This is a genomic window from Pseudomonas jilinensis, from assembly GCF_003586265.1.
GTDB lineage: Bacteria > Pseudomonadota > Gammaproteobacteria > Pseudomonadales > Pseudomonadaceae > Halopseudomonas > Halopseudomonas phragmitis.
This window is the reverse complement of the sequence record NZ_QJSA01000008.1, coordinates 177,812-190,814: the sequence shown is the minus strand read 5'-3', so window position 1 is coordinate 190,814 and position 13,003 is coordinate 177,812. Positions and strand designations below refer to the sequence as shown.

Below are 13,003 nucleotides of genomic sequence, written 5' to 3'. Positions count from 1 at the left end.
ATGTCCTAAATGTTGAGCAAAGAATAGGTCAGTTGTCCTATAAGTCAAGTTTGGCGATAAACAGGACGATCACTGACCCAGGCCGGAAGCGGGTTGATTCCGGCCCGGCCAGGTTACAGACCGGCAAACTCGAAGGGTTTGGCTTGCTGGAATTGAGCCGAGGTTTCGCCGGCATAGCTTTCGTGATTGGCAACCTGCAAGCGTCTGACTGGCGCGCCTGCGCTGATGTCGAGTTTGTTCAGATCGACCCAGAAGGTATTGGGGGTGAGGGCGGTTTCGAAGTAGTAGGTCAGGTGTTTTTGGTCGGCTACCGAACGCCAGCGGGTTGATGAGATGTTCGGCTCGGCTTCGGAGGAAATGCCGAACGGCACCGAAGCGTTGCGGATTACGCTGAAAACGCTGGCCACAGCCACTTGCCGGTCGCTGGTTTTAGGGATGGCGTCGATATAAAACGAGGCGCGGGCAAAACGATCTGCGGCACGGTTGGTGCCGGGCAGCATCGTGGTGCCGCCGATCTTCTGCCAGTAGGCGTTGAGCGCCAGTTGCTGCTCAAAGATCGGTGAGTTGGTCATCACCCGGTAGTCCATGCCGTGGTGAATCACCAGCTTGCCGTTGATGTACTCGAAGATGGCATTGTCACCCTTGGCGTCGGAGATCGACAGGTGCAGGGTGGCAAAGCGGTCGGTGCCGGGGATGTCACTGGCGACGACCACAAATGGCTCGGCTCGCAGGGCTTCGACGGTTTCTTCAACCGTGGCGAAATTATCCAGTACGTACTGAACCCAGGCGGCGATGCTCAGACCGGGCTGGCCGTCGCTGAACTCAGGGTACTGGGCTTCGGCCAGCCACAGCAGGTTGGCGACTAGCCCTTTCTCGTTCATGCCATCGGCGCTGGCGATGTCAAATGCGCTGGCGACGATGCTGCCGTAGCGGGAGGTCCAGGTGACTGAGCTGGGGCCGACGGCGCCGTGACGCTGAAGGCCACGAGGGAACAGCCACAGGTTGGCCGGGATTTCGTCTTTCCAGTCCATTGAGCGGGCGGTGATTATCAGGTCGTCTGGGCCGTGGTAGACGGCTCGGGTGCAGGCGTCGGCGGCACCGACGAGCAGGAGTGACAAGGCCCAGGCCAGAGCGTAGTTCAGGCGGGTAGGTTTCATGCGAACTATCCTTTTCTGCGGTTGTTTTCCAAGCTTCTCAGTGTAGTGCATCGAACTCTGTTCAGAGCGGTCCTTTGCCGGTCAGCTCCTGCAGGTCGTAGATTCTGAGCTTGTAGGCTTGGGTCAGTGGGCCGTTGCGCTTTTCGTGGTAGCTGAACAGGCCCAGGGCAATATGGTTGGCGTTATTGGAGAGGCGGATGTCGCCGTAGGTGATATGCATGTCACTGCGCGGTGTGTCGATCTTTTCTCTCAGGCGGGCCAGCAGCTTGGCTTCTTCAGCCTGCACATTGAACAGGTAGGCATTGGCGTAGACGCTGTTGTTGTGATGTTCCAGTTGCAGCCCTGTGAGCAAATGCTTGCCGTCAGGGCTGAGCTGCATTGCCAGATGTGGCTGGCCGTGATTGCCCAGAGGCCCGTGGGCCATGATGCTCTGGGTGCTGTACGCGGTTGCGGGCAACGGGCGGGTTACCTGGACAGGTTCGCGAGTCAACAGATCCATGCCGTCTATACGGTGGCTGTACTGCCAGCGGCCCTGCTGGTTACGGCGCCAGATGCTGATGCCGGGATAGCCCAGGGTCCCTCTGTTGTACCGACCAGATATGAGGCTGCCGTCGTGATGGCGCAATCGATAGTCGGCCAGAGCCAGGGTGTTGCCAGCCGCGTCGATACTGTGGAAGGCGGCAGGCGTTTCGATGCCTTCATGGATGGCACGGCGCTGGAACATGCTCACCAGAACCAGCCCCTTGCTGGTGTGCTCAAGCTCGATCAGTTCGGCAGGGTATGAAATATGGCGGTCTGACTGCGACAGGCTGACAAATATCCGCGAGCCGCCGTGTGTCAATGACAGGGCGTCGACACGGTAATTGTGCAGGCTTTGGCGCAGGTCCAGGCTCGCCAGCGGGCGATCGGGCTGGTCGGTTTTGTAGAGCACTACCTGTTGGCCGCTGGCCATTGCCATGAAGTTGCCATCTGGGCTGAGGTTGAAGCGCCAGGGCAGGAGCTTCTGAGGCGTTGCCCGGCTACTCGCCGATTGGGTGGGAAAGCTGAAGCTGATCGGTGAGCCGCGACCGTTGTGATACAGCACTTCATGGCATAACAGCTGCGGGTTGCAGCCGTAGCTGAAGATCCCTGCACCGTTGTGATCAGCCTGCCAGTCGCCAAGACTCAGATTGGCCAGATTCACGGGGCGGGTAGTGGTGGTGTCGAGGTTGGTATTCCTGCGTTTGGTCCGGGTGTTGAGCTGATCCAGGCGAAATCCGAACCGGCTGTTGTTGGCATAGTCGCTACTGGCTGGTCTGCTGAGCAGCACCGGTAGGCGCTCGGGGGTGTCGAACCGGCCCAAACGGTGGTGGGGAATCAACACCGGCTGGCTGTTGGCGTACGAGCCTGGGTAGGCGCGGCGCTGATCGGCATACCGTACTCTGTCGTCGGTCCGATAGCTTGGTTTAAGCACGCTGACCTTGGCTACGGCCTCTGGCAGGGCGGGGCCGGGGTCATAGAACAGTTGCACTAGCCAGTACAGGGCCAGCAATGCCAGCAAGGCAGCGCCGGCCCGTTGTAACCACTGGATGCGTCTGCGCCAGCGCAGAATTTGTGCGGTGACGTATGGCTGGTTTGATGGCGCCGGGTTGATATGCCACTGCACCTGTACATGCGTCTGTTGGTGGCCGGTGAAAACGGTATTGAGTGGTATCGCCGCCTGGGGATTCTGTGTCCTGGCGGCTCGCCGTGGTCTTGGTGTTGATTGCGCTGGTGGAACGACGACCCGCTGGTTTTGCAGTGCGCAATGCGGGCACTGCTTGCCCCAGTGGGCATGGTCTGGGTTGCGTTGGCAGCGAACCTGATGCTGCAGCGCCTGTTGCAGCAATTCGACCCAGTAATCGGCCGAAGGGCGTCTGGACGAGTTGAAACTGTGATCGAAGGCGTTGCGCAGGGGTTTGGGGAAATTGCGATGCACGCTCCACGGTGACGGGCCAATGTCGGCGTGCGGGCGCAGCCCATAAGGGTAGAAGCCGCCGGCAATACGGTTCTGGTTGTCGCTTGGAAGCTCACGCCCCTTGGCCGGCACGCCCTGAAACGGATGCAGGCCGTTGTTGAGCAGTTTGAACAGGATTACCGCCAGGGCAAACTGGTCCTGAGCCTGACGTAGCACTTGCGGGGATTGGCTGGCGCGAAAGGCTTCGGGGGCGATGAAGCCAAGCGTGAATTGGTGAGCCGGGAAGAATTGGGTATTGCCTCGCACGGCAAAACCGTCGCAATCGACCACGGCAATATCGCCTGTGTGCCGGTGTACCAGCAGGTTGGCCGGCTTCAGGTCGATGATGCAGTGCCCTTTTGCATGCAGTTCGGCCACCCGCTTGGCCAGGTTGATCGCAACCTTGAGACGAAAGCTGTTGTCGTCGGGCAGCGACTCGCGCTGGCGTCCACGGCCACTGAGCAGCGGGTCGAGCGATGCATAGCTGGCGATATCCAGAAGCGGCATGGCAAAACCGACAAAACGCCCGGCACTGTCATTGATCAGGGCGCAGGGCCAGGCGAAATGGTCGGCCTGGCTGTCCTCAGGCGGGTGCAGGATCATTTCCCAGACTTTGGTACGGCGTTCGGGATCCTTGCCGGGCTCGTGGTAGAACTTGAAGGCGAAACGTCCGTCCGGCGAGCGGTAGATGGCGCCATCGGCGCCGCGATTGAGCGCTTTGGCCCGCAGGTGTACGGGCTCCCGGCGGCCATCGGCGAAGGTCAGATGATAGTGGCCGTTGCGCTGCTCTGCCGTCATCGGGGCAGACCGCTGGTGCGGGTGGCCGAGTGTGCTGACATGCCTGACTCCTTGGCGTTGTGGCGGCTGAGCTTTCCCTGGTCAGCCGCGGATATTACCCCAGAAAGCCGCCGGGTCAATGCCTGACTGGTGCTGGAGGTTCCAACCCATCATATGCCCGTCAGGCTGGCCCCAAACACAAACGAATCCATCGACAGCACGCCGTAGTCCAGCCCACCTTCCAATACCGTGGCGTCGGTGCGGCCATAGGCGGCGCCCAAGGCTACCAGCAATGGCAGAAAGTGTTCGCTGGTCGGGTGTGCCCGGCTGGCATGGGGGGCCAGTGTCAGAGTTTGCTTGAGCTGTTGATGCTGGCCGTTGTGTACCGCATTGCGGACCCAGGCAGAGAACTCACTGGCGTATTCGGCATCACCGGGGCTGTGGCCCAGGGCCTCGTAGAGGTTATGGGTCAGGCTGCCGGAGCCGATGACCAGAATTCCCTGGTTGCTCAGTGGGGCCAGAGCCTGGCCGAGTGCGTAGGCGGACTCGGGGTCAAGGTCGGTTGGCATAGACAGTTGCAGTACCGGGATGTCGGCCTGTGGATACAGATGCAGCAGCGGAACCCAGGCGCCATGATCAAGCCCGCGTTGTAAGTCGAGGCTGGCAGGCCAACCGGCCTCGGTCAGCAATTCGGCCAGTTCACTGGCCAGTGCCGGGTGACCGGCTGCGGGGTATTGAAGGCGATAGAGCGCTGGAGCAAAGCCACCAAAGTCGTGAATGGTTTCCGGGGCGGCGTTGCCGGTAATGCGCAGGTCACGGGTCATCCAGTGCGGCGAGATGATCAGAATAGCGCGTGGCCGGGGCAGTGCCTCTCCCAGTGCCCGCAGGCGGGGCCCGGCGAGGCCGGGCTCCAGGGCAAAGGTAGGGGCGCCGTGAGATACGAACAGACTGGGTAAGATGTTCATGGTGCTTCCTCCGGCGCTTTGGGTTTAGCGTTGGGCCAGCAAGGCGTCAACCGAGGCGCGCCCAGCGCCACTGAACAGCAGTGAAACCGAGGCGGCCAGTAGTGCCAGGCCGAATTCATAGCCATTGTTGCTCATGAACAGGCCGTTCTCGAAGTGTACGGCAAAGATCGCGATCAGCATGGCAAAGGCCAGTGCGGCGGCGGCTGGGCGGACCAGCAGGCCGATGATCAGGGCAATGCCGCCAAAGAACTCGGCGCTGCCGGCCATCAGGGCCATCAGGTAACCGGGATTCAGGCCGATTGAGGCCATCCATTGGCCGGTGCCTTCAAGGCCGTAGCCACCGAACCAGCCAAACAGTTTCTGGGCTCCATGGGCGGCGAAGATGATGCCGACCGGGATGCGCAGAAACAGGGCGCTCCAGTTGGCGTTGGTGTTGACGATCCGGTTTAGCAAGGCTGTGTTCATGAGGCTCTCTCTTGGTTTTTCTCGGGTTGTTGTGTTGCGATGGGTGAACTTTACCTATCCATTTTTATGAGATAAACATGAGTTTTTGATAATAACTATCTCTGTGGGTGAGACAATGGATCGTTTCGTTGAAATGCAGACCTTTTGCGCAGTGGTCGAGGCGCGGAGTTTTGTCCGGGCTGCGGAGTCGCTTGGGTATTCGAAGGCGGCGGTGTCGCGCTATATCAATGATCTGGAGGCGCGGCTTGGGGTGCGTCTGCTGCATCGTACTACGCGACGCCTGTCGCTGACGGAGGAAGGGGAGGTGTTCTTTCAGCGTAGCAAGGAGTTGCTGGCCGGTGTTGAGGAGGCTGAAGCTGAACTGGGTTCGCGCAGCAGCAGTGCGCGCGGGTTGCTCCGAGTCAATGTGCCGGTGACCTTTGGGATTACCCGTCTGGCGCCTTTGTGGGGGCGGTTCAGCGAGCTGCATCCGCAGGTCAAGCTCAATATCACCCTGTCGGACCGCCTGGTGGATCTGGTGGAGGAGGGCTTTGATCTGGCGATTCGGATCGCGTCGTTGCCCAGCTCGACGCTGGTCAGCCGTCGGATTGCCAGCACCCGCCTGCGGGTCTGTGCCTCCCCCGGGTATCTGGCCAGGCATGGCCAGCCATCGCAACCGGAGGAGCTGGCTGCGCACAGGGTGGTTGCCTACAGCTATTTCAACTCGGGAGATGAGTGGCGTTTCAGCGGGCCGCAGGGCGAGGTCAGTGTCAGAACCAGGCCCTGGATGGACACCAATAACGGCGATACCTGCCGGGCGGTGGCATTGAGCGATCAGGGGATCATCCTGCAACCGGATTTTCTGGTTGGCGAGGATCTGGCGGCAGGGCGGCTGATTGAACTGTTGCCCGGCTACCAGGCTCTGGAGCTGGGTGTTTATGCGGTCTATCCAACGCGCAAGTTTGTTACGCCCAAGGTCCGGGCGCTGATCGATTTTCTGCAAGAGATGTTTGCCGCTCAGAGGCAGGCTGTGAACCAGTAAAAAGCACTGGCGCTCTTATGGCTTTATGATACTAGTCTGTTGCAAAATATTACGCGCAACGGAGCGACAGTCCGTCACTCAGGGATTTTCAAGAGGACTCATCATGCGGTTAAAACATTGGGCGGTATTTCTCTTTGCCATGCTGTTTGTGCTGTCGGCACAGGCTCGGGAATTTTATGTGGATATTACCAATAACACCGGCTACACCATCATGTACCTGTATGTGAGCCCGGATAATTCCGAGTCCTGGGAAAAGGATGTGCTGGGCAATGATGTGATGCCCAATGGTTCTACCAAGCGGGTGACGCTCAAGGGTTACAAGAGCCCGATCTTTGATATCAAGCTGGTCGACTCCGACGGTGACAGCTACACCTTCTGGGATGTTGATGTGTCGCGCCGGGATCTGACCGTAACGCTCGACGATCTTGACTGAGGATTGGGCTGTCAGGCTCTGCTGGCAGAGCCTGACAGCCTGGTTACCGCTGGTTTAGTTGCCGCTGCGGCGCAAGGCCTGGGCGGAGAACTCGTGCGGGCTGAGCTGGGCATTGAAGTCGTACATGGGCTCGTTGTTGTTGAGCCCGTCGACGAAGTAATTCCCGGTCTTGAGGTGATATAGGGTTTCCACCGTGCTGCCGACCATGGGCACGTCGTAATAGTTGATCGGGTGGCTTTCCTGCAGGCCGACCAGCTCTCCACTCCTGTCACGCAAATCGACCGCGAGAATCTGCCAGCTATCTTCGTCGACATAGAAACGCCGCTGCTGGTAAACATGGCTCATGCCTGGGCGCAGGGTGGCATCAATAACCCAGACCCGGTGCAGCTCATAACGCAGCAGTTCAGGGTTGAGGGTTCTCTCCTGAACGATGCGGTCGTAGGGAATACCCTTTTGATGGACTGCATAACTGTTATAAGGCACCAGCATTTCACGCTTGCCGAGCAGGCTCCACTCATAGCGATCCGGGGCGCCGTTGTAGGTGTCGACCACGTCGGCGGTCGCCAGGCCGCTGGTGTCGGGCTGGATCGAGTCATAGGCCAGTGATGGCAGGCGCCGTACCCGGCGGTTATCGGGGCTGTAGCGCCAGGCGCGGCGGGTGCTCAGAACCTGATCCAGTGGATCCTGTACGACCAGGGCGGTGCCAGAAAGCCTGGCTGGGGCGGTCACCACGTATTTGTAGTACAGCAGGGTATTGTCCAACTGATCCGGGGTCATGCCCTCACGGCCGTAGACATAATAGATCTGACGGTCGCGGCGGATCAGGTTGCTGCGACCGTTGATGACCACCGCTTGGTTGGTGATGAAGTGGTTCTGGTCACCTTTGTAATGCAGGATGTGGTTCCAGATGACTTCAATGCCGCTTTGCGGAATCGGGAACGGGATGCCGGCAGCGGCGCCAGTGATACCGTTGCCGTTGGCGATCAGCTCAGCGTTGACCGCGTTGCGTTTGGTTGCATCGTAGATGCGTTGCGGGTTGGAGGCGCTGCGCCGGGTAGGATATACCCGCATGTAATAGTCAGGGTGACGTTGCAGCAGGTCGCTCAGACCTTCGGGTAGTTGGTTCGCGTACTGCGCCAGGTTGCTGGCGTTGACCCGGTACAGCTCGGCGTCGCTGGCATAGGGGTCTGGGTGGTGCATACCCGGGCGATAGTGGGCTGGCGGGGTGACACCTCCGGTCCACTCGGGAATGGTCCCGGCAGCGTTGCCGGCGCGTTCGGCACCGAGCGGGGTCAGATCCCGACCGAGCCGTTCGGCCTGGAGAGGGTCGACCTTGGCCTGAGCCTGACCGGCAACAACGGCGGCCAGCATGATGATTCCGAATTGCTTGATCATAGTCTCACTCCATGTGATGCGACTGCCGCAAGGCTTGTGTCGAATCAACCTTGAACTGCTTGTATAGGCCGGTTGATCTGGCCCCGGCATCTGCAAGGGGCGGGATTCTACCCGCTTGAAACAGTGCCGCACGCGCAGGCTACAAAAAGATACAAACTGCGTTCTAGAGCACTCGGCGAGTCGCTCTGCAGGTACTGTCTCGAAAAGCCGGGAAATGTACCACTGGCCAGCATCGGTGGCGTGATCCAGCGTGCAGGATGCGATCTGGGTCACATTCTTTTGTGACAAAGCTGATTGGGGCTGCGCCTGTGAATACCCCTGGTTTTTTTCTACTATGGGGGTAACGCGAGTACACGGTTGCAGCCATGTCTGATAAAGGGGTTTCGGCAAAAACCGATAGACAGGCGTTGGATCTGTTTATCCACCAGGTACAGTCTCTGCCCAAGGGTACGGGGAGCGGGCAAGGGCGGCTTATTTTTGCGCTGGATGCGACGGCCAGTCGGGAAGCAACCTGGGATCAGGCCAGTCACTTGCAGAGCGAGCTGTTTCTGGCCACCGAGAATCTCGGCGGGCTGGCGATTCAACTGTGTTACTACCGCGGCTACAAGGAATTCAAGGCTACCCGGTTCGTGACTCAGACTCAGCAGTTGCTGGGCTTGATGAACGGAGTGAGCTGCCTGGGCGGTATCACCCAGATTGGCCGGGTACTGCGTCATGCGGTGGAGGAAACCCGCAAACAACCGGTCAAGGCCGTGGTGTTCATTGGCGATTGCTGCGAAGAGCATGTGGATTCTCTGTGCCATGCTGCCGGCGAGCTGGGGATGCTGCGCACACCTGTGTTCATGTTCCATGAGGGGGATGACCGGCATGCTCGCGCAGTGTTTCAGCAGGTCAGCAAGCTGTCGGGTGGCGCTTATGCGCCCTTCGATCGGCGCAGTCCGCAGGTATTGAAGGACTTGTTGGCGGCGGTGGCGGTTTATGCCTCCGGTGGCGTCAAGGCGCTGGAAAACTTTTCGGCGCGCAGCTCTTCGGAGGTCAAGCGCTTGACTCGACAGCTCAAGTAAAACTCGGGCCCTGGGAGCTTTCATGATTGCGCTGGTGCTGCTTGTTTTGTTGATTGTTCTTGGCGGCTGGTTGTGGCTGGCCAGTCAGCCTCCGAACCAGCGTCGGCCGGCGCTGGTCAAGATGCTGTTGGTGGTCGGCGGAGTGGTGCTGCTGTATCTGAGCTTGAGTGGTCGTGTATATCTGGCGCTGGCGATATTGGCTGGCGTGTTGCCGTTCTTGCGCCGGCTGTTGATGGCTTTGCTGGCGCGTGGGCCAACCCAGGCCAATCCGGGCAACCAGTCGCGGGTGGCAACCGATATTCTCGAAATGAGCCTGGATCATGATACCGGTGAGATGACCGGGCAGGTGCTGCAGGGCCCGCTGGCCGGGCGCTCTCTGGCGCATCTGAGTGAAGGTGAATTCATTGAGTTGCTGCAGTATTGCCGCCAGCATGATTACGATTCGGCACGCTTGCTCGAGTCTTACCTGGACCGCCGTTTTGCCGATAGTTGGCGTGCCGATGACCCGGGAGCGGCAGGTGCGGATTCCGAGAGTGCCAGTACAGGTCACCAGCCGCTGACGGAGGCCGAGGCGCTGGATATTCTCGGCCTGAAACCCGGAGCCAGCCGGGAAGAGATCATCCAGGCGCATCGGCAAATGATGCAGAAGATGCACCCGGACCATGGTGGCAGCGCCTACCTGGCCGCATTGATCAATGAGGCCAGGGCGGTGCTGCTGGATTAAAGCGTCTGGCAGTGCTTGGCCAGGGCCTTTTCGCGTTCTTCCTTGGCGCTGAGTCCGCGTGCGGTCAGTACGCCGTGAACACCGACCAGCAGCAGTGCCAGCAGCAACCAAAGAGTACGTACTGTCGCTGGCCAGCCATTGTCGATGGTACGCGCGGTATCTATCAGCAGGAGCGGGCTGCCGTCTTCATGCTGCTGGTTACTGACCAGCATGCCTTCAATTTGCAGGGTCTGGAGCCCGTCTTCACTACTGTAATACTGTAAATCTTCCCAGAGCTTGGTGGTGTCTTGCTGGCCGCGATAGTAATAACTGCGGTTATCCGATGAATCGATCTGTTGCAGCAGTACACCACCTTGCTGGGCGGCGACCAGCCGCTTGGCGAAGAGTTCGGTATTGTCGGTCATCAGTTCGCTGACCATGGCGCGGGCTCGACTATAGAGCTGCTCAAGATTGCTGTTGAGAATGATGGCTTCCCACTCGGCGTCGGTCTGGTCCGGAGCGGTCAGGGTTGCGTGGAATTCGTCCCAATCCAGGCCGCGCAGTCCCCAGGGCAATTGCATGTCATGCATCAGAATCGATTGCAACTGGCTGCAGTAATGACGGCTTTGGCGGCTGGCGTCGCCGGATGCCGAGAGGGTACAGGCGCTATTGATCAACTCGGCTATTTCACGCAGATTGGTCACCACGACCGGAGTGGCTGAGCGCAGGCTGCCACCGTTGCGGATGCGGAACAGCTGTTCAACCATGCGGTCGCGGCGGGTTTGGGCAAAGCCGCCCTGATACAGGGTTTGCACGGTTTCATTCAGTTCGGGAGTTTCGACCTGCATAGCCGCGCCATCCCAGCGGATCAGATCGCAATCGATGCGATGATAGCCCCAGCCAGGCACCGGCGGAACTACCTGGCAACGCCCCTGAAACTCAAGGCTCAGCAGACTGCCAGCTCCGGGCTGGGCTGCGAGCAGGGCTGCGCTGCTGTCATATTGCTGGGCATCGCTACCCTTGAGCCAGTGATAGGCAAGCATGGCGTCCAGGCGTGCGCCTGGCGATACCCCCAGTACCCAGAACAGTGCCGCAGCGCCCACCAGCGCCAGGGTCAGGTGGCGGCCCCAGTAGGCCAGGGGGAAGCGTTTGACTTCGTCGGCGATAGATAGGCGCAGGCCCAGGTTCAGGGCTTTATAGTCCGATACGCGAAGATCCGCCTGTACCTGTTGGCCGAGCATGCGGTCAGCACTGGCCTCCCAGTGCTTGGGCAGCTCAATGGCCATGTTGGCGCCCAGGAGGTATTGCTGATGGGGCAGGTCCGGGCGCTCGACATTGGGTAGCAGCGTTTTGCTCAAGGGAGCAGAAACCCGATTGATTTTTTCCGGGGTGCCTGGCTTTTGCCGACGCCAGAACAGCCAGCAACCGAGACCGATCAGCGCCAGACTGGCCGCCAGCAGACTGGGGCCGGCGCTGCTGCTGTCCTGGCTGAAACTCAACAGAATGAACGCGGGGATCCAGCACAGGGCTGACAGCAGCCCATAGCCCCGGCCCTTGCGATACAGGCTTTCTTCCGGGCTTTCCTCGCGCTGGGAAATGATGTGAATACCAGAGTCAGGGGTGTCGGCAGTGATGCTGATGGAGGCTTCATCAACGGCCAGGCTGTCGGCCTGAGTGTCGGTTGCGTTTTCGCCCTGCGGGAACTGCAGGTTGTAGCTGGGTGCTGGTGACAGGGTGCCGCTCTTGCCGGCGGCCCAGTTGTCGTTCTGCTGCTGAACCTGTTGCTGACGCGCCAGTCCACCGAGCAGGTCGAAACCGTTGTTCAGACGTACTACCGCGGCATGGTTGCCGGCCAGCACCACTTCGGCCTGGTTGTGTTGGCCCAGAAACAGTGCGGCGTCGAAGGGCAGAATGACTTCGACACCGGCAATGGTGTCGTGCCAGGTGCTACTGTTGCCCTCCAGCCCATGACGCATATAGTCACCTTCAAGAAGGTAGACATCCTTGCTGTCGAGGCTGAGCTTGGTACCTGGCTTGGCTGGATCCTCAAGCAGTGGCAGCAGCGCGTCGATTTCTTCATTGCTGATCTGGCGTAGGGGTTGCAGATCATCGCGCAGGCCTTTCAAGGTCTGGGCGGTTTCCCGGCGCCGGCCGCTGTATGTGAAATAGCTGGCCAGTGAGGTGACGGCGATGATGATGAACAGTGCGATTTTGAGAAAGGCCAGCGTCTCCACGCCTAAATACCTCGTCCTGAGTTTTGGGGGCGCCAATATAACCAATCAGTCGGGCTGATGCCAGAAACGGGGTGAAATGCAGGGTTCAAGGCGGTGCAACGGCCGAGGGCCGTTGCACCGGTGAAAGATCAGTTCAGGACGTTGTCGAGAATGGCGTAGACAATCCCGGTAGTGATGGCGACCAGAATCAGGTCACGACCGACCTGGCGCCATTCGTAGCCCGGGTAGTGTGGCAGATGGCGGACCTGATAATGACTCACACGCTTGCCGTAACCCTTGGGCATCGGCCGGCCCTGCACGATGATGATGTTGTTATGGTAGACCGGCCCGCGGCTGATGTAGTGACGCTTTGGATACACTTGCTGGCGGATCACATGGACTGGCGGCGGTGCATGATAGACATGGCGCTGTGCCCGGTAGTGATGATCAGAGCGCCGATGTTGCTGGACCGCCTGGTGCCGACGTTGCTGGTTGTGGCGTTCATGGCGGTGCTGCCGCTGGTTGCGCTCCTGGCGGTGATGGCGGTTTTGGGAGGCGTTATGCGAGGCCTGTTGTATCTGGAATTGCGCTCCGCCGTTTTGCGGCGTTGCTGGCTTGAAAGGCGATGCCTGGGCCGCAGTACCGAATAGCATGGCCGTGATGCACGCAGTGGCTACAAAACGGAAAGTTTTCATTGTTCTGATCTCGCTCAGGTTCAAATGTCCTTGGTAATCCAGAGCGCGGTAGCATCCCTCAAGTGCGCCTGGGTTACTCCTTAAGACCGGAAAACGAGCGAAATGCTTAGGTTGTAAAGGGATCTTTACCTATCTTTACA

The 13,003-nt window shown here is 59.6% G+C and carries 11 protein-coding genes; 4 read left to right on the top strand and 7 right to left on the bottom strand.

Annotated elements, in window-relative coordinates:
* Positions 1-113: 113 nt before the first annotated feature.
* The 4 genes from C2846_RS10645 to C2846_RS10630 form a co-directional block, all read right to left on the bottom strand.
* Positions 114-1,157 carry a linear amide C-N hydrolase gene (locus C2846_RS10645; protein ID WP_119701420.1) on the bottom strand — a complete coding sequence of 348 codons (1,044 nt, stop codon included), beginning with the start codon at positions 1,155-1,157 and terminating at the stop codon, positions 114-116.
* A 61-nt stretch (positions 1,158-1,218) separates the two neighbouring features.
* Positions 1,219-3,930, bottom strand: a complete 2,712-nt coding sequence (locus C2846_RS10640; protein ID WP_119701419.1) for a protein kinase domain-containing protein — start codon at positions 3,928-3,930, stop codon at positions 1,219-1,221.
* 149 nt (positions 3,931-4,079) lie between these two features.
* Positions 4,080-4,874 (bottom strand): dioxygenase family protein, encoded by a 795-nt coding sequence (locus tag C2846_RS10635; protein ID WP_119701418.1) that lies wholly within the window; start codon positions 4,872-4,874, stop codon positions 4,080-4,082.
* A gap of 24 nt (positions 4,875-4,898) precedes the next feature.
* Positions 4,899-5,339 (bottom strand): DoxX family protein, encoded by a 441-nt coding sequence (locus tag C2846_RS10630; RefSeq protein ID WP_080050880.1) that lies wholly within the window; start codon positions 5,337-5,339, stop codon positions 4,899-4,901.
* A gap of 115 nt (positions 5,340-5,454) precedes the next feature.
* Between C2846_RS10630 and C2846_RS10625 the strand changes: the two genes are divergently transcribed.
* Together C2846_RS10625 and C2846_RS10620 are read left to right on the top strand one after the other, a co-directional pair.
* On the top strand, positions 5,455-6,360 hold the full coding sequence (locus C2846_RS10625; protein ID WP_080050879.1) for a LysR family transcriptional regulator: 906 nt from the start codon (positions 5,455-5,457) through the stop codon (positions 6,358-6,360).
* 103 nt (positions 6,361-6,463) lie between these two features.
* Entirely contained in the window at positions 6,464-6,793 is a 330-nt protein-coding gene (locus C2846_RS10620) for a hypothetical protein (protein ID WP_080050878.1), read from the top strand.
* 54 nt (positions 6,794-6,847) lie between these two features.
* On the opposite strand, the gene C2846_RS10615 is transcribed toward C2846_RS10620, so the two are convergent.
* Positions 6,848-8,188 (bottom strand): DUF1329 domain-containing protein, encoded by a 1,341-nt coding sequence (locus C2846_RS10615; protein ID WP_119701417.1) that lies wholly within the window; start codon positions 8,186-8,188, stop codon positions 6,848-6,850.
* Positions 8,189-8,553: 365 nt separating this feature from the next.
* Between C2846_RS10615 and C2846_RS10610 the strand changes: the two genes are divergently transcribed.
* On the top strand, positions 8,554-9,252 hold the full coding sequence (locus tag C2846_RS10610; RefSeq protein ID WP_119701416.1) for a VWA domain-containing protein: 699 nt from the start codon (positions 8,554-8,556) through the stop codon (positions 9,250-9,252).
* Positions 9,253-9,274: 22 nt separating this feature from the next.
* On the top strand, positions 9,275-9,976 hold the full coding sequence (locus C2846_RS10605) for a J domain-containing protein (RefSeq protein ID WP_205890175.1): 702 nt from the start codon (positions 9,275-9,277) through the stop codon (positions 9,974-9,976).
* Here C2846_RS10605 and C2846_RS10600 read toward each other — a convergent pair.
* Positions 9,973-12,189 (bottom strand): IgaA/UmoB family intracellular growth attenuator, encoded by a 2,217-nt coding sequence (locus C2846_RS10600; RefSeq protein ID WP_119701415.1) that lies wholly within the window; start codon positions 12,187-12,189, stop codon positions 9,973-9,975. The genes C2846_RS10605 and C2846_RS10600 overlap by 4 nt on opposite strands.
* A gap of 128 nt (positions 12,190-12,317) precedes the next feature.
* Positions 12,318-12,863 carry an RcnB family protein gene (locus C2846_RS10595; RefSeq protein ID WP_231705527.1) on the bottom strand — a complete coding sequence of 182 codons (546 nt, stop codon included), beginning with the start codon at positions 12,861-12,863 and terminating at the stop codon, positions 12,318-12,320.
* Positions 12,864-13,003: the final 140 nt, after the last annotated feature.

Bases quoted from the DNA above. Each gene is read 5' to 3' on its own strand.
- C2846_RS10605 (WP_205890175.1), top strand. From the start codon at position 9,275: ATGATTGCGCTGGTGCTGCTTGTTTTGTTGATTGTTCTTGGCGGCTGG.
- C2846_RS10645 (WP_119701420.1), bottom strand. From the start codon at position 1,157: ATGAAACCTACCCGCCTGAACTACGCTCTGGCCTGGGCCTTGTCACTC.
- C2846_RS10625 (WP_080050879.1), top strand. From the start codon at position 5,455: ATGGATCGTTTCGTTGAAATGCAGACCTTTTGCGCAGTGGTCGAGGCG.
- C2846_RS10630 (WP_080050880.1), bottom strand. From the start codon at position 5,339: ATGAACACAGCCTTGCTAAACCGGATCGTCAACACCAACGCCAACTGG.
- C2846_RS10620 (WP_080050878.1), top strand. From the start codon at position 6,464: ATGCGGTTAAAACATTGGGCGGTATTTCTCTTTGCCATGCTGTTTGTG.
- C2846_RS10640 (WP_119701419.1), bottom strand. From the start codon at position 3,930: ATGACGGCAGAGCAGCGCAACGGCCACTATCATCTGACCTTCGCCGAT.
- C2846_RS10595 (WP_231705527.1), bottom strand. From the start codon at position 12,863: ATGAAAACTTTCCGTTTTGTAGCCACTGCGTGCATCACGGCCATGCTA.
- C2846_RS10615 (WP_119701417.1), bottom strand. From the start codon at position 8,188: ATGATCAAGCAATTCGGAATCATCATGCTGGCCGCCGTTGTTGCCGGT.
- C2846_RS10635 (WP_119701418.1), bottom strand. From the start codon at position 4,874: ATGAACATCTTACCCAGTCTGTTCGTATCTCACGGCGCCCCTACCTTT.
- C2846_RS10610 (WP_119701416.1), top strand. From the start codon at position 8,554: ATGTCTGATAAAGGGGTTTCGGCAAAAACCGATAGACAGGCGTTGGAT.